At 76.6% G+C, this 14,786-nt stretch carries 15 protein-coding genes; 10 read left to right on the top strand and 5 right to left on the bottom strand.

All coding sequences use genetic code 11. The features are described 5' to 3' along the window. Window positions 1-3: 3 nt before the first annotated feature. Entirely contained in the window at window positions 4-534 is a 531-nt protein-coding gene (locus tag ACI79B_RS00075; RefSeq protein ID WP_456926050.1) for a GNAT family N-acetyltransferase, read from the bottom strand. A gap of 59 nt (window positions 535-593) precedes the next feature. Between ACI79B_RS00075 and ACI79B_RS00070 the strand changes: the two genes are divergently transcribed. From ACI79B_RS00070 to ACI79B_RS00050, 5 genes are all read left to right on the top strand, one after another. Further along, window positions 594-1,172 carry a class I SAM-dependent methyltransferase gene (locus ACI79B_RS00070; RefSeq protein ID WP_456926049.1) on the top strand — a complete coding sequence of 193 codons (579 nt, stop codon included), beginning with the start codon at window positions 594-596 and terminating at the stop codon, window positions 1,170-1,172. A 31-nt stretch (window positions 1,173-1,203) separates the two neighbouring features. Beyond that, window positions 1,204-1,629 (top strand): DUF1801 domain-containing protein, encoded by a 426-nt coding sequence (locus ACI79B_RS00065; protein ID WP_456926048.1) that lies wholly within the window; start codon window positions 1,204-1,206, stop codon window positions 1,627-1,629. A gap of 115 nt (window positions 1,630-1,744) precedes the next feature. Continuing rightward, on the top strand, window positions 1,745-1,951 hold the full coding sequence (locus ACI79B_RS00060) for a three-helix bundle dimerization domain-containing protein (RefSeq protein WP_456926046.1): 207 nt from the start codon (window positions 1,745-1,747) through the stop codon (window positions 1,949-1,951). Window positions 1,952-1,996: 45 nt separating this feature from the next. Continuing rightward, entirely contained in the window at window positions 1,997-3,616 is a 1,620-nt protein-coding gene (locus ACI79B_RS00055; protein WP_456926045.1) for an ABC-F family ATP-binding cassette domain-containing protein, read from the top strand. A 34-nt stretch (window positions 3,617-3,650) separates the two neighbouring features. Further along, complete coding sequence (locus ACI79B_RS00050) at window positions 3,651-4,040, top strand: hypothetical protein (protein ID WP_456926044.1); 390 nt, start codon at window positions 3,651-3,653, stop codon at window positions 4,038-4,040. 56 nt (window positions 4,041-4,096) lie between these two features. Here the strand turns inward: ACI79B_RS00050 and ACI79B_RS00045 are convergent, their stop codons facing one another. Next, the gene (locus ACI79B_RS00045; protein WP_456926043.1) at window positions 4,097-5,302 is read right to left on the bottom strand and encodes an amino acid deaminase/aldolase; all 1,206 of its coding nucleotides are present in this window, start codon (window positions 5,300-5,302) and stop codon (window positions 4,097-4,099) included. A 105-nt stretch (window positions 5,303-5,407) separates the two neighbouring features. On the opposite strand from ACI79B_RS00045, the gene ACI79B_RS00040 reads away from it, so the two are divergent. After that, entirely contained in the window at window positions 5,408-6,727 is a 1,320-nt protein-coding gene (locus ACI79B_RS00040) for a D-arabinono-1,4-lactone oxidase (RefSeq protein WP_456926042.1), read from the top strand. Between the two features lies 1 nt (window position 6,728). Continuing rightward, window positions 6,729-7,325, top strand: coding sequence for a TetR/AcrR family transcriptional regulator (locus ACI79B_RS00035; RefSeq protein WP_456926041.1), 597 nt, complete (start codon window positions 6,729-6,731; stop codon window positions 7,323-7,325). A 36-nt stretch (window positions 7,326-7,361) separates the two neighbouring features. Here the strand turns inward: ACI79B_RS00035 and ACI79B_RS00030 are convergent, their stop codons facing one another. The 3 genes from ACI79B_RS00030 to ACI79B_RS00020 all read right to left on the bottom strand — a co-directional run bounded on the left by ACI79B_RS00030 (window position 7,362) and on the right by ACI79B_RS00020 (window position 10,833). Further along, a complete protein-coding gene (locus tag ACI79B_RS00030; RefSeq protein ID WP_456926040.1) occupies window positions 7,362-8,255 on the bottom strand; it encodes an oxidoreductase in 894 nt (297 codons plus the stop codon). A gap of 34 nt (window positions 8,256-8,289) precedes the next feature. After that, window positions 8,290-9,498 carry an MFS transporter gene (locus ACI79B_RS00025; protein WP_456926038.1) on the bottom strand — a complete coding sequence of 403 codons (1,209 nt, stop codon included), beginning with the start codon at window positions 9,496-9,498 and terminating at the stop codon, window positions 8,290-8,292. A 153-nt stretch (window positions 9,499-9,651) separates the two neighbouring features. Next, on the bottom strand, window positions 9,652-10,833 hold the full coding sequence (locus tag ACI79B_RS00020; protein ID WP_456926037.1) for an alcohol dehydrogenase catalytic domain-containing protein: 1,182 nt from the start codon (window positions 10,831-10,833) through the stop codon (window positions 9,652-9,654). A 604-nt stretch (window positions 10,834-11,437) separates the two neighbouring features. Here ACI79B_RS00020 and ACI79B_RS00015 point away from each other — a divergent pair. The 3 genes from ACI79B_RS00015 (at window position 11,438) to ACI79B_RS00005 (ending at window position 14,672) form a co-directional block, all read left to right on the top strand. Continuing rightward, window positions 11,438-12,439, top strand: a complete 1,002-nt coding sequence (locus tag ACI79B_RS00015; RefSeq protein ID WP_456926036.1) for a M23 family metallopeptidase — start codon at window positions 11,438-11,440, stop codon at window positions 12,437-12,439. A 152-nt stretch (window positions 12,440-12,591) separates the two neighbouring features. Beyond that, window positions 12,592-13,533, top strand: coding sequence for a cation diffusion facilitator family transporter (locus ACI79B_RS00010; protein WP_456926034.1), 942 nt, complete (start codon window positions 12,592-12,594; stop codon window positions 13,531-13,533). Window positions 13,534-13,709: 176 nt separating this feature from the next. Next, the gene (locus tag ACI79B_RS00005; RefSeq protein WP_456926032.1) at window positions 13,710-14,672 is read left to right on the top strand and encodes a cytochrome c oxidase assembly protein; all 963 of its coding nucleotides are present in this window, start codon (window positions 13,710-13,712) and stop codon (window positions 14,670-14,672) included. Window positions 14,673-14,786: the final 114 nt, after the last annotated feature.

Raw genomic sequence — 14,786 nt, 5'->3', positions numbered from 1 at the left:
CGGTCAGCGCTCCCGGTGCAGGTAGACCATGTCCTCCGCATCGGGCTCCGTGGTCAGCGGCGTGAACCCGGCCGCGGCGGCGACCCGCAGGCTCGCGGTGTTGTCCGGCTCGATGCCCAGCACGAACTGCTCGACGTCGGCGGTCTCGGGCGCGGCCACCAGCGCCCGCAGCGCGGCGCTGCCGTGGCCGCGTCCCCGGCACGCCGGGTCGACGACGTAGGCCACGCCCATCGTGCGGCGCCCGTCGGTGGCGAGGACCCGCTCGGCCACCGGGTCCCACGTCGTCCACCGGTCGTAGACGTCGCCGCCGATCTGGGCGAGCGGGCGCCCCGCGTCGTCGAGCGCGACGAAGGAGTGGCTGCGCAGCACCCGGCGCCCGCGGAACTCGTCGGTCCACCGCGTGCTGCGCAGCGCCATCTCCCGGACCGGCCACTCGCGGCCGCCCAGCCGCCGCCGCGTCGCCTCGTCGTCGAACCAGGGCGTGACGGCTGGCAGGTGCTCCGGCTCGAAGCGGACCAGCCGGAGGGTGCTCACCCGCCCACCCTCGCCCCGGCCCGGGCGGCGCGCACGTCGTCGCTGCCAGACTGCGGCCCGTGCAGGCCGAGGACTGGGACGCGCGCTACGCCGAGCGGCAGCAGTGGTCGGGGGGACCCAACCCGCTGGTCGCGGCACTCCTGGAGGACCTGCCGCCGGGCGACGCCGTCGACCTGGCCGCGGGGGAGGGCCGGCACGCGCTGTGGCTCGCCCGGCGGGGCTGGCGCGCGACCGCCGTCGACTTCTCCGCCACCGGCCTGGCCCGCGGGCAGGCGCAGCCGGACGCCGACCGGGTCGCCTGGGTGACCGCCGACGTGACCACCTGGACGGCGCCCCCCGCCTCCGTGGACCTGGTGCTCGTCGCCTACCTGCACCTGCCGGACCCGCCGATGACCGACACCCTCCGCCGGGCCGTCGGCTGGCTCCGCCCCGGCGGGCGGTTCCTGCTGCTGGGGCACGACGCCGAGAACGTGACCGCGGGCGTCGGCGGGCCGCGGGACCCGGGGATCCTGCACAGCACCCGGCGGCTGGCCCCGGTCGCCGGCCTGCTCGACGTCGACCGGCTCGAGCAGGTCCGCCGTGAGACGCCCGACGGCACCGCGCTGGACACCCTGCTCTGGGGACGGCGACCCGCCTGAACCGTCGTCCGGCGGCGCTACCGTCCGGTCCGTGACCGACACCGTCGAGGAGTGGTTCGCCGCCGCCGGGCCGCGCGAGGCGGAGCTGCGGCGGGTCGACGCCCTGGTCCGCGAGGCCGCGCCCGGGCTGGACCGCGAGCTCGTGCCGGCCGGGGCGGGGCGGATGCTCGGCTACGGCCTGCTGCCCTACCGGCCGCGCTCGGCCAGGGCGACCACCCGCTGGCCGCTGGTCGCCCTCGCCGCGCAGAAGCGGCACCTGTCGCTGTACGTGTGCGCCGTCGTCGACGGCCAGTACCTGCCCGAGGCGCGCGCCGCGCGGCTGGGGCGGGTGTCCTGCGGCAAGAGCTGCGTCCGGTTCACCTCGCTGGACCGGGTGGACCGGGCCGAGCTCGCCGCGCTGGTGCGCGACGCCGCCGCGGTCACGTCGTCGGGCGGCAACGCGTTCTTCGTGTCCTGACCGACACGCCGGACCGGTCCTCGGCGGGGGACGAAGGTCCCTGTTTAACACCCGCCCCACCCGCCACCGTGGAGGCCGTACCCCGCACGGACCGAACGAGGAGTCCCGCGCGCCCATGATCACGACCGAGCAGCCGACCGCCGACCCCGCCGTCGAGCAGGCCGTCACCCGGCTGGTGGACGAGTTCGGCACCCGGCTGCGGCCCCAGGTCGTCGGCAACGTCGTCCGCATGTGCCGGCAGGACCTCAGCGGCGTCCCGGCGACCGCGCTGCCGGAGATGGTGGAGCGGCTGGCCCGGACCCGCCTGCAGTCCGTCGGCTGAGGAGGCCCCGCCGAATCCGGTTGCCCGGCCCCGGACGATGTCGGGGTGGGCTACGTCGACGTGAGCGGGGTCCGGCACACGCTGCCGGGCGGCCGGGTGCTGCTGGACGACGTCTCGTTCCGGATCGGCGAGGGCGCCCGCGCGGCGCTGGTCGGCGAGAACGGCGCGGGCAAGACGACGCTGCTGCGGATCGTCGCCGGTGACCTCGTGCCCGAGGCCGGCACGGTCGCGCGCAGCGGCGGGCTCGGCGTCATGCGGCAGTTCATCGGCTCGGTGCGCGACGACACCACCGTGCAGCGCTTCCTCGTCGACCTCTCCGCGCCCGCGGTGCGCGCCGCCTGGGACGCCGTCGAGGCCGCCGAGCTGACCCTCATGGAGACCGACGACGAGCCCGCGCAGCTCGCCTACGCCGACGCGCTCGCGCAGTGGGGCGACGCCGGCGGCTACGACGCCGAGGTCACCTGGGACACGGTCACCGTCGCGGCGCTCGGGGTCCCGTACGACCGGTGCAAGTACCGCGAGCTGTCCACGCTGTCCGGCGGCGAGCAGAAGCGGCTCGCGCTCGAGGCGCTGCTGCGCGGGCCGGAGCAGGTGCTGCTGCTCGACGAGCCGGACAACTACCTCGACGTCCCCGGCAAGCGCTGGCTGGAGCAGCGGCTGCTGGAGACCCGCAAGACGGTGCTGTTCGTCAGCCACGACCGCGAGCTGCTCGCCACCGTCGCCGACCGGGTGGTCACCGTCGAGGGCGGGACGGCGTGGGTGCACGGCGGCGGGTGGTCCTCCTACCCCGAGGCCCGCGAGGCGCGGCACGAGCGGATGGCCGAGCTGCGCCGCCGCTGGGAGGAGGAGCACGAGCGCCTCGTCGAGCTGGTCCGCACGCTGCAGCAGCAGGCGGCCAACTCCCCGGACATGGCCTCGCGGTACCGGGCGATGCAGACCCGGCTGGCGAAGTTCGAGGCGGCCGGGCCGCCGCCGGACCGGCCGCCGCAGCAGCAGGTGACGATGCGGCTGCGCGGCGGGCGCACCGGCGTGCGGGCGGTCACGGCCGAGCAGCTGGAGCTGACCGGCCTCATGCAGCCGTTCGACCTGGAGGTCTGGTACGGCGACCGGGTCGGCGTCCTCGGGGCCAACGGCGCGGGCAAGTCCCACTTCCTGCGGCTGCTGGCCGGCCAGGACGTCGCCCACACCGGGTCGTGGCGGCTCGGGGCGCGCGTCGTCCCCGGCTCCTTCGCCCAGACCCACGCGCACCCGGAGTGGCAGGACCGGACGCCGGTGGACCTGCTGTGGCACGGCGAGCCCGGGCGGCCGGGCGTCGACCGCGGGCGGGCGATGGCGGTGCTGCGCCGCTACGGGCTCACCGACTCCGCCGACCAGCCGTTCCGGACCATGTCCGGCGGGCAGCAGGCGCGCTTCCAGGTGCTGGTGCTCGAGCTGTCCGGCGCCACGCTGCTGCTCCTCGACGAGCCCACCGACAACCTCGACGTCCTGTCCGCCGAGGCGCTGGAGGAGGCGCTGGCCGCGTTCGACGGCACGGTGCTCGCGGTGACCCACGACCGCTGGTTCGCCCGCTCCTTCGACCGGTTCCTCGTCTTCGGCGCCGACGGCCGGGTGTACGAGTCCGCCGAGCCGGTGTTCGACGAGACGCGGGTCGTCCGGGCACGGTGAGGCGCCGTCAGGCCGTCCTGACGGACGATGGGTCATGGACGTCGACGACCTCGAACGGCAGCACACCCTCGCCAGCGCCGTCCGCCGCTACGACGAGCTGCGCACGCGGGACTCGCTGGCCGACCCCGACGACCCGGCCGGCCCGCGGCCGCTGACCCGCGAGGAGGCGCTGGAGCTGCTGGCGCTGGGCGAGGTGATCGCCCGGCGGTCGGCCCAGGGGCGCCAGCTCACCGTCCGGACGGCGCGGGCGACCGGCGCGTCCTGGGCGCAGATCGGCCGCGCGCTGGGTGCCACCCGGCAGTCGGCGTGGGAGGCGCACCGGCGCTGGATCGACGCGCAGGTCGACCACCCGGAGGGCTCGGGCGGGCTCACCGCGGACGAGGCCGCCGAGGCCCGGGCCCTGCTCGCCAACGACGCCGACTGACGCGGCAGTGATGGCCGTTCCCGCCGCCGCTCCGACTCCCTCGTGAGTCGCCAGGCTCAGCCGAACGCGCGGCCCTCGCCGCGGTAGGTGGCGACGGCGCCGGTGAGCCGGTCCCCGGCCAGCGTGTGCAGGACGTCGACGTGCTCGCAGACCTCGCCGGCCTTGGCGTGCCGGAACCAGACGCGGTCGCCGACCGCGAGCCCGTCGGCGTCCGGACCGCGCAGCGGCGTCTGCACCTCCCCGGCGCCCTCGGTGCCGAGCAGCCGCAGCCGGGCCGGGTGCACCGGGCGCGGCTGCCGGTCGGCGCCGGGCGGCCCGGAGGCGATCCACCCGCCGCCCGCGACGGTCACCGTCCCGGGGGCGGGGCGGCGGGTGACCGGCAGCGCGAACAGCAGCGCCGGGCGGCCGCGGAAGGCGCGGTACCCGTCGAACAGCGTCGGCTGGTACAGCCCCGAGCCCGCGGCGACCTCGGTGACCGACGGGTCGGCCGCGGTCCGCTCCAGGCTCCCGGTGCCACCGCCGTTGACGAACGCCAGCGGCGCGACGGCGGAGACGGCGGCCACCGCGGCGGCCCGCCGGGCGGTCAGCTCCCGCACCGACAGCGCCTGCACCCCGCGCACCGCCAGGCCGCGCAGCGGGCGCCCGGGCGGCGCGTCCGGCACGCCCGCGACCTGCGCCTCGTAGGCCATGAGCCCGACCAGCGTGAAGCCGGGCCGGGCGCACACCGCCCGGGCCAGGGCCGCGGCGGCCGCCGGGTCGTGCACCGGCGAGCGGCGCACCCCGACGTGCAGCCGCCCGGCCCGCAGCGACGCGTCGAGGTCCAGGCAGATCCGCACCGGCGGCCGCGAGCCGGGGGGCGCCACCGCGTCGACGGCGTCGAGGTGGTCCGGGGCGTCGGCCATCAGCGTCACCCGCGCGGCGAGCGCGGGGTCGGCCACCAGCGCGCGCAGCGCCGCGCGGTCCACCGAGGGGTAGGCGACGACGACGTCCTCGGACACCGGGTCGTCCCCGCCGGCCAGCCACAGCGCCTCGGCCGGCGTGTAGGCCAGCACGCCGGCGAAGCCGGGCCGGGCCAGCACCCGCCGCAGCACCGCGCGGCTGCGCACCGACTTGCTCGCCACCCGGACCGGGCGCCCGCCGGCGCGGCGGACCAGGTCGGCGGCGTTCGCGTCGAGCGCGTCGAGGTCGAGGACGGCCAGTGGCGGGTCGAGGTCCGCGGTCGCCCGGTCCAGCCGGGCCCGTGCTGCGGCCGGGGAGGTCATGGCGCGGCAGCATCCTCGCGGACCGCTGAGTGGGTCAAGCGTCCCAGTCGCTTGACCCGGTCCGGCGGGCACGGGACGCTGCCGCGCACGACGGAGGAGGCGGGCGTGGGCACCTGGCGCAACTGGGCCGGAAACCAGCGGGCGGACGGCGTGACCGTGGTGCACCCGGCGGGCACCGGGGAGATCGCCGCCGCGGTGCGGGACGCCGCCGCGGCGGGCCGCCGGGTCACCGCGCTGGGCAGCGGCCACTCGTTCACCGGCATCGGCCGCCCGGAGGACGTCGCGCTGGCGCTGGACCGGCACGCCTCGCTGGTCGGCGTCGACGACGCCGGGCTGGTCACCGTGCAGGCCGGGATGCCGCTGCACCGGCTGAACGCGGAGCTGGCCGCCCGCGGCTGGGCGCTGACCAACCTCGGCGACGTCGACCGGCAGACCGTCGCCGGCGCGATCTCCACCGGCACCCACGGCACCGGCGCCCGGTTCGGCGGGCTGGCGACGCAGGTGCGCGGGCTCGAACTCGTCACCGCCGACGGGTCGGTCCTGCGCTGCTCGTCCGACGAGCACCCCGACGTGTTCTCCGCCGCGCGGGTCGGCCTGGGCGCCCTCGGCGTGCTGAGCACCGTGACCCTGCAGACGGTGCCGGCGTTCGCGCTGCGCGCCGAGGAGGGCGCCGCCGCGCTGCCGGACCTGCTGGCCGACTTCGCCGGCTTCACGTCCTCGACCGACCACGTCGAGTTCTACTGGTTCCCGCACACCGACCGCTGCCGGACCCTGCGCAACACCCGGGTGCCGCTGGCCGAGGTCGCGCCGCTGGGCCGGGCCCGGGCGTTCTGGGACGACGAGGTGCTGGCCAACGCCGGCTTCGCCGCCGTCGTCGCCGCCGGCCGCCGGGTGCCCGCACTGGTGCCGCCGCTGGCCCGGGTCTGTGCCGGCGGGTGGGGTGGGCGCACGTACACCGACGTCGCGCACCGGGTGTTCGTGTCCCGCCGGCGGGTGCGGTTCCGGGAGACGGAGTACGCGGTGCCGCGGGAGGCGGCCCCGGCCGTGCTGGAGGAGCTGCGGCGGGTGGTCGACACCGGCCCGCACCGGGTGCCGTTCCCGGTCGAGGTGCGCGTCGCCGCCGCCGACGACGTCCCGCTGTCGACGGCGTACGGCCGCGACACCGCCTACGTCGCCGTCCACGTGCCCGCCCGCGACCGTTCCGGCGGGTGGTTCGCCGCCTTCGAGGCGATCGCCCTGGCCGCCGGCGGGCGCCCGCACTGGGGCAAGGAGCACGGTCTCGACGCCGCGGCGCTGGCGCAGCGGTACCCGCGGTTCGGCGAGTTCGCCGCGCTGCGCGACCGGCTGGACCCCGCCGGGGTGTTCACCAACGCCCACCTCGCCCGGGTCCTCGGCCCGGCCGGGCAGCCCGCCGGGCAGGCCTGAGGTGCCGCGGCTGCCGGCCGCGCAGCGCCGGGCGGCCCTGGTGGAGGCGGCGCTGCGGGTGATGGCCCGGGACGGCCTGGCCGCCGGCACCACCCGCGCGGTCGTCGCCGAGGCGGGGATGCCGCTGGCCGCCTTCCACTACGCCTTCGCCTCGCGTGACGAGCTGTTGCGCGAGCTGGTCGCCCGCGTGGTCGGCCGCGAGCTGGCCGCCGCCACCGCCGGGCTGGACCCGGCGGCGGGCCTGGCCGGCTGCCTGCGCGCGGCCGCCGCCGGCTACCTCGACCACCTCGAGCGCGAGCCCGGCGCCGAGGCGCTGATGCTCGAGCTGACGCTGCACGCGGTGCGCGACCCGGCGCTGCGGCCGGTGGCCGCCGAGCAGTACCGCGCCTACACCGCGGCGGCGACCCGCCTGCTGGAGGAGGCCGCCGCCGCGACCGGCGCCACCTGGCGGCGGCCGGTGCCGGAGCTGGCCCGGCTGCTGGTCACCGTCGTGGACGGCGCGACGACGACCTGGCTGGTCGACCGCGACACCGCCGCCACCCGCGCGGTGCTCGACGCCGCGGTCGACCAGCTGGTCACCTCCGCCGCCGGGCCCTAGGCGGCAGGAGTGGCCGTCTCTGCCGCCCGGGCCGGGTCAGAGGTCGACGTCGGACTCGCCGGTGCCGCCGATGCGGTCGAGCTCCTCCATCTCCAGCGGCCCCAGGACCCGCGCGCCGGCCTGCAGGTTCTCCTCCAGGTGCGCCACCGACGAGGTCCCCGGGATCAGCAGCACGTTGGGGGAGCGGGCCAGCAGCCAGGTCAGCGCCACCTGCATCGGCGTGGTCTCCAGCCGCCGCGCGACCGTCTCCAGCGCCGCGGACTGCAGGGGGGTGAACCCGCCGAGCGGGAAGAAGGGCACGTAGGCGACGCCCTCGCGGGCCAGCGCGTCGAGCATCGGGTCGTCGGCGCGGTGCACGAGGTTGTAGTGGTTCTGCACGCACACCACCGGCGCGATCGACCGCGCCTCGGCGTACTGCTGCGTCGTCACGTTGGACACGCCCAGGTGCCGGATCAGCCCCTGCTGCTGCAGGTCGGCCAGCGCCTCGAACGGCTCGGCCAGCGAGCGCTCCACCGGTGCGGCGAAGCCGGGCATGCGCAGGTTGACCACGTCGAGCACGTCGACGCCGAGGTGGTCGAGGTTGTCGTGCACGGCCTGCTCGAGCTCGTCGGGGGACAGCGCCTCGGGCCACGCGCCGTCGGGCGTCCGCCGGGCGCCGACCTTGGTGACGACGGTCAGCTGCTCGGGATAGGGGTGCAGGGCCTCGCGGATGACCTCGTTGGTCACGTGCGGCCCGTAGTAGTCGCTGGTGTCGAGGTGGTCCACGCCGAGCTCGACCGCGCGGCGCAGCACGGCGACGGCGGCCTCCCGGTCGGCCGGCGGGCCCATGACGTGCGGGCCGGCCAGCTGCATCGCGCCGTAGCCGATGCGGTTGACCGCGCGGTCCCCGAGCGCGAACTGTCCCGACCTCTCGGCCGTCGGAGTCGTCATGCCCGCCTCCTACCCGGGGAGCCCGGGGGAACCCTCAGGCGGCCAGCCGGCTGCCGACCTCGGCGTGCCACCGGCCGACGTCGGCGGTCACCCGGGCGGTCTCGCGCCGGTCGGCCCGCCGGGCGACCAGTGCGAGGCCGCTGCCCAGGAGGGCGAGGCCCGCGCCCACCCACATCGGCGCGGTGTAGCCCAGGCCGAGGGAGATGACCAGCGCGCCCAGTGCGGCGCCGACCGCGTTGGCCACGTTGAACGCGGCCTGGTTGGCCGCCGACACCAGGCTGCCGCCGGAGACCCGCGCGGCCACGATCACCCCGTTCTGCACGACCGGGCCCATCGCGAAGGCGACCGTGCCGAACAGCACCAGCAGGACGACGGCCGCCGCGGGGGTGCGGGCGAGGAAGGCGAAGGCGGCCAGCAGCAGCGCGGTGGCGAGCAGCCCGACGACGACGAACGTCCAGCCGAACCGGTCGCCGAGGCGGCCGCCGGCCAGCGTGCCGACGGTGGTCCCGACGCCGAACAGCGCCAGCACCGGCGTCACCCAGCCCTCGGGCAGGCCGGCCAGGTCGGTGAGGATCGGGCTGACGTAGCTGTAGACGGCGAACAGCGCGGCGAAGCCGACCATGGTCAGGCCGAGCACCAGCCACACCTGGGGGCGGCGGAAGGCGGCCAGCTCGGCGCGCAGGTCCCCGCGCTCCCCGGTGCCGGCGGGCAGCCAGGCCAGCAGCCCGGCGATGGTGACCAGCCCGATGCCGGCGATCGCGCCGAGCACCAGCCGCCAGCTCAGCTGCTGGGCGACGAACGTGCCGAGCGGGACGCCGACCACGTTGGCCAGCGTGAGCCCGACCATCATCAGCGAGATCGCCTGGGTGGCCCGCTCCGGCGGGACCAGCCGCCGCGCGGCCACCGCGCCCACGCCGAAGAACGACCCGTGCGCCAGCGCGGTCAGCACCCGCGCCGCGGCCAGGGTCTCGTAGGTGGGCGCCACCGCCGACAGCGCGTTGCCGACGACGAACACGACCATCAGCGCGACCAGCGTCTGGCGCGGGGAGAACCGCACGCCGAGCGCGGTGAGCGTCGGCGCGCCGAGGACGACGCCGGCCGCGTAGGCGGAGATGAGCAGGCCGACGGCGGACACCGAGACCCCGAGGCCGCCGGCGATCTCGGGCAGCATGCCCATGACGACGAACTCGGTGGTGCCGATACCGAAAGCGCCGATGGCGAGCGCGAGCAGACCGCGGGGCACGAGGGGACTCCAGGAGGGACGACGGCGGACGGAGAGCGTGCGGACGTCGTCGTCCGTGCTGGGTCCTGCGGGGGTGGGACTTCCTACGGATGGGCAAGGCACCGGCCGCGCGGGACATGCCCCGCGCGGCCGGTGGGTGTGCTCACACCCGGGTCAGGGCTGCAGCAGCACCTTGACCGCGCCGTCCTTCTTCTCGCGGAAGTCGGCGTAGGCCTGCGGCGCCTGCTCCAGCGGCACCCGGTGGGTGGCGAAGTCGTCGACGCCCAGCGGGTCGCCGTCGACCAGCAGCGGCAGGATGTCGGGCACCCAGCGCCACACGTTGGCCTGGCCCATCCGCACCTGGATCTGCTTGTCGAACATCCGCATCAGCGGCAGCGGGTCGGTGGCGCCGCCGTAGACGCCGGACAGCGAGATGGTGCCGCCGCGGCGGACCGCGTCGATGGCGGTGTTCAGCGCGGCCAGCCGGTCGATGCCGGCGACCTGCATGACCTTCTCCATGATCGCGTCCGGGACGACCGCGGTCGCCTTCTGCGCGATCTGCGCCAGCGGCGAGCCGTGCGCCTCCATGCCCACGGCGTCGATCACCGCGTCGGCGCCGCGGCCGGCGGTCGCGTCCTGGATCTGCCGGACGACGTCGTCCTTCTTCGTGGAGCGGATGACGTGCGTGCCGCGGGCGGTGGCCCGCTCGAGCCGCTCCGGCACGACGTCGGAGGCGTACACGTTCTCGATGCCGAGGTGGTGGGCGATCCGGGTGCACATGTCTCCGATCGGCCCCAGGCCCAGCACGAGCAGCGTGCCGCCGGGCGGCGTCGCGGCGTACTGCACCGCCTGCCAGGCGGTGGGCAGGACGTCGGAGAGGTAGACGAAGCGGTCGTCCGGCGGGCCGTCCGGGACCTTGATCGGCAGCGTGTTGCCGAAGGGCACCCGCAGGTACTCGGCCTGGCCCCCGGGCACCTGCCCGTAGAGCTTGGTGTAGCCGAACAGCGAGGCGCCGAAGCCCTGGTCGCGGTTCTGGGTGGTCTCGCACTGCGACTGCAGGCCCTGCGAGCACATCCAGCAGGTCCCGCAGGAGATGTTGAACGGGACGACGACGCGGTCGCCGGGCTTCACCGCCGTCACCGCGGAGCCGACCTCGCGGACGATCCCCATCGGCTCGTGGCCCATGACGTCGCCCTTGCTCATGAACGGCGCCATCACCTCGATCAGGTGCAGGTCCGACCCGCAGATGCCGCTCGAGGTGATCTCGACGACGACGTCGGTGTCCTCCTGCAGCGTGGGGTCGGGGACGGTGTCCACCTGTACGTCGGCACGTCCGTGCCAGGTCACTGCGCGCACGAGATCCTCTCCTCGGGTCGTCGGCCGGGACCGCCGTCGATCGGGCTGTCCAGGGGCCTCGTGCCCGGTGTGGGCCTCCTCGCCCCTCGTTCAACGCTCAACCGGCGTGTTGATCACCGACCGTCACATCGGTTCGACGCAACGTCGAATGACAACCGTGCAGCTCAGTGACCCGTGCCACACATCCGGCCCTCCATACCCCGGTTCGCAGATCACGTAACGGTCACGGCGTGTTTACATGGGCCCCGCCCGCTCCCCCGGGCACAGCACGACGTCCCTGTCCCCGACGGAAGTCAGGTGCATGACCGAGCTCCACCCGGACCGCCTCCTCGACGGAGGGACGGCCGCGCAGTCCGCGGCCGGCACCCCCCTCCGGAAGGCAGCGGCAGCGTCGCCCGACCGGCGACCCGCCGACGCCGCGACGACGGCCCCGCGGCCCACCCCGTACCGACGTCAGGGGGAGACGTCGCCGAGCGGGGACCGCACCGAGTCCCGATCCGCGTCCCGCCCCGCCCGCCGTCCGAGCCCCCGGCCGCGGCCCACGCCGTCGCCGCGGACCTCGCCCGAGGCGACCGCCGCCGAGACGCCCGCTCCCGCGACCCCGGTGGCCGGCCTCGAGGTCCGCACCGTCGTCACCGGGACCGGGCCCGCCGAGGCTCCCGCGGACGCCGAGCCCGCCGAGGTCCTCGCCGTCGCCGACGCCGCCGAGCTGGTCGAGGCCGCCGACGCGCAGGCGCGGGCCGCCGTCGCGGCCGCGGGCGCCGACGACACCGCCGCCGGTGAGCCCGGGGGGACCGACGCCGCCGAGGAGCGGGTCCCGGTCACCGTCGTCGCCGGCCACGGCCGGCACCGCGCGCTGGCCCGGCTGCGGCAGCTGCCGCGCCGCCGGCCCGCCTTCTACCTCGCCGCCGCGCTCGTCGGCGCCGTCGGGATCGGCTCCTTCTCCGTGGGCGACCGCGTCGCCCAGGCCGACGGCCCGGAGGCGGTCAGCCACTCGGTGAGCGTGGCCGAGGAGCTCGGCATCGCCGACCAGGACCTCCCCGCGGCCGCCGAGGTCGCGACCCTGCGCTCGGAGGCGACCCTGCTCGGCGCGGTCACCGCCAGCCGCAACGCCCGCGAGGCCGAGGAGGCCGCCGCGGCGCAGGTCCAGGCCGACGCCGACCGCGCCGCCCAGGAGGCCGCCGCGGCCGCGGCCGCCGAGGCCGCCCGGCCCAGGACCGTGCTGCCGGTCAGCGGGGCGCGGCTCACCAGCGGCTTCGGCGCGCGCTGGGGCACGCTGCACGCCGGCATCGACCTCGCCGCGCCCATCGGCACGCCGGAGTACGCGGCCGCCGACGGCGTCGTGCTCGAGGCGGGCCCCGCCAGCGGCTTCGGCCTGGCGGTCTACGTCCAGCACGAGAACGGCGACGTCACCGTCTACGGGCACATGGAGGAGATCCTCGTGCAGCCCGGCCAGGTGGTCCGCGCCGGCGACACCATCGCGCTGCTGGGGAACCGCGGGCAGTCGACCGGCCCGCACCTGCACTTCGAGGTGCACGTCGGCGGCATCGACGGCGAGCGGATCGACCCGATCCCGTGGCTGCGGGACCGCGGCGTCGCCATCTGAGGAAGGACCACCCTTCCCCCCGTGCCTCGCAAGCCCGGCACGGGGCCCTGGAGGGTGGCCGTTCCAGCACGTCACGAGACACGCGCCCCCTCCCGGCAGTTCCGGCCAGGGGGCGCGTGCCGTCGGAGGACACTGGAGGGGGAGGTGGGCCGATGGGAGCGGGGCACGCACACGGCCGTGCACACGGACACGCGCACGGGCACGCCACCGCCGCGGCGGCCTCGCGCGGGCGGCTGGCCGTCGTCCTCGGGCTCACCCTCGCCGTCCTCGTCGCCGAGGTCGTCGGGTCGCTGGTCTCCGGCTCGCTGGCCCTGCTCGCCGACGCCGGCCACATGGCCACCGACGCACTCGGCGTGGGCCTCGCCCTCGGGGCGGTGACGCTGGCGCAGCGCCCCGCCCGCGGGCGGCGCACCTTCGGCTGGCAGCGGGTGGAGATCCTCGCCGCGGTGGCCAACGGGCTGCTGCTGGCCGGTGTCGCGGTGTTCGTCCTCGTCGAGGCGGTGCGGCGGATCGGCGACCCGCCCGAGATCACCTCCGGCGTCGTCCTCGCCGTCGCCGCCGGGGGCCTGGCCGCCAACCTCGCCGGGCTGGCGCTGCTGCACCGCGGCCGGCGGGGGTCGCTCGCCGTCCGCGGCGCGCACCTGGAGGTGCTCGGCGACGCGCTGGGCTCGGTGGCCGTCCTCGTCGCGGCGGGCGTCGTCGCGCTCACCGGGTGGACGCCGGCCGACACGATCGCCGCGCTGCTCATCGGCTGCCTGGTGCTGCCGCGGGCGTGGGCGCTGCTGCGCGAGTCCCTCGACGTCCTGCTGGAGGCCGCGCCCCGCGACGTCGACCTCGACCAGGTGCGCGCGCACGTCCTCGGGGTGCCCGGCGTCATCGGCGTCCACGACCTGCACGCCTGGACGATCACCTCGGGCCTGCCGGTGCTGTCCGCGCACGTCGTCGTCACCGACGAGGCGCTGGCCGCCGGGCACGGCGGCCGGGTCCTCGACGCGCTGTGCGCCTGCCTCGGCGACCACTTCGACGTCCCGCACTGCACCTTCCAGATCGAGGCCGAGGCGCACGCCGGTCACGAGGCCCCCGTCCACGACTGAGGAAGGACCCTCTCGCCCCCCTGGAAGGACCTCCCTGCCCCCCACCGCTCGCAGGCTCGCGGCGGGCCCCTGCAGGGAGGCCGACCCCCGCTCGCGGCGGGCCCCTGCGACGGGGCCGCCCGGTACGTCACCAGGTGGGACAGTGGACGAGTACGTCGGACGGTCTGGAGGCGCAGGTGGAGCACGGGCACCACTCGGGCATGTGGGTGCCCGACGAGCCACCCACGTGGGGGCGGGTCTTCCTGCCCCACCTGGACGCGTGGTCGGTGCTGCCGGTCCTCGCCCTGCTCGGCGTGCTGGCCTACCTGGTCGGCCTGGTCCGGCTGCGCCGCTCGGGCGTGGCCTGGCCGTGGTGGCGGGCGGCGTCGTGGGTGGCCGGCTGCCTGTCGCTGTTCGCCGTCACCGGGACCTGGCTGAACGGCTACGGCATGGTGCTGTTCAGCGTGCACATGGCGCAGCACATGGTGCTGTCCATGGTCGCGCCGCTGCTCCTGCTGCTCGGCCGGCCGGTGACGCTGGCGCTGCGGTCACTGCCGCGGGGCAGGGGAGTGGCCGGCGTCCCGCGGGCGCTGCTGCTCGACGCCCTGCACAGCCGGGTCGCGCGCTTCCTCTCGCACCCGCTGTTCACGCTGCCGCTGTTCCTGGTCAGCCTCTACGGCGTCTACTTCACGCCCGTCTTCGACGCGCTGATGGGCGACCCGGTCGGCCACCAGTTCATGCTCGCCCACTTCACCGTGACCGGGCTGCTGTTCTTCGGCCCGATCCTCGCCCAGGACCCGTGGCCCCGGCAGGTGGGGCACGCCGGCCGCATGCTCGAGCTGCTGATCCCCATGCCGCTGCACGCCTTCTTCGGCGTCGCGATCATGATGTCGACGTCGCTGGTGGTGCGGACCTTCGCCGACCCACCCGCCGGCTGGGGCGTCGACCCGCTCGCCGACCAGAACGCCGCCGGCAGCATCGCGTGGTCCTTCGGCGAGCTGCCCACCGTCCTCGTCCTCGTCGTCGTCCTGTTCAGCTGGATGGGCTCCGAGGAGCGCCGCGGCCGCCGGATCGACCGCGTCGCCCAGCGCACCGACGACGCCGAGCTCGAGGCCTACAACGCCCGCCTCCGGCAGCTCGCCTCCCACCCCGGCTCCTGAACGCGGCACCGGGCCGGGGCCCCGGGGGGGGGGGGGGGGGGGGGGGGGGGGGGGGGGGGTGGGGGCGCGGGGGGGGGGGGGGGGGGGGCGCCCGCGGGGGGGGGGGGGGGGGGT

This window comes from Geodermatophilus sp. SYSU D00879 (assembly GCF_054050375.1).
The sequence above is the reverse complement of the archived record's forward strand: the minus strand, read 5'-3'. Positions and strand labels throughout refer to the sequence as shown.

Coding starts and splice junctions, on each gene's coding strand:
- ACI79B_RS00060 (WP_456926046.1), top strand. CDS start 1,745: ATGATCACGACCGAGCAGCCGACCGCCGACCCCGCCGTCGAGCAGGCC.
- ACI79B_RS00050 (WP_456926044.1), top strand. CDS start 3,651: ATGGACGTCGACGACCTCGAACGGCAGCACACCCTCGCCAGCGCCGTC.
- ACI79B_RS00045 (WP_456926043.1), bottom strand. CDS start 5,302: ATGACCTCCCCGGCCGCAGCACGGGCCCGGCTGGACCGGGCGACCGCG.
- ACI79B_RS00030 (WP_456926040.1), bottom strand. CDS start 8,255: ATGACGACTCCGACGGCCGAGAGGTCGGGACAGTTCGCGCTCGGGGAC.
- ACI79B_RS00010 (WP_456926034.1), top strand. CDS start 12,592: ATGGGAGCGGGGCACGCACACGGCCGTGCACACGGACACGCGCACGGG.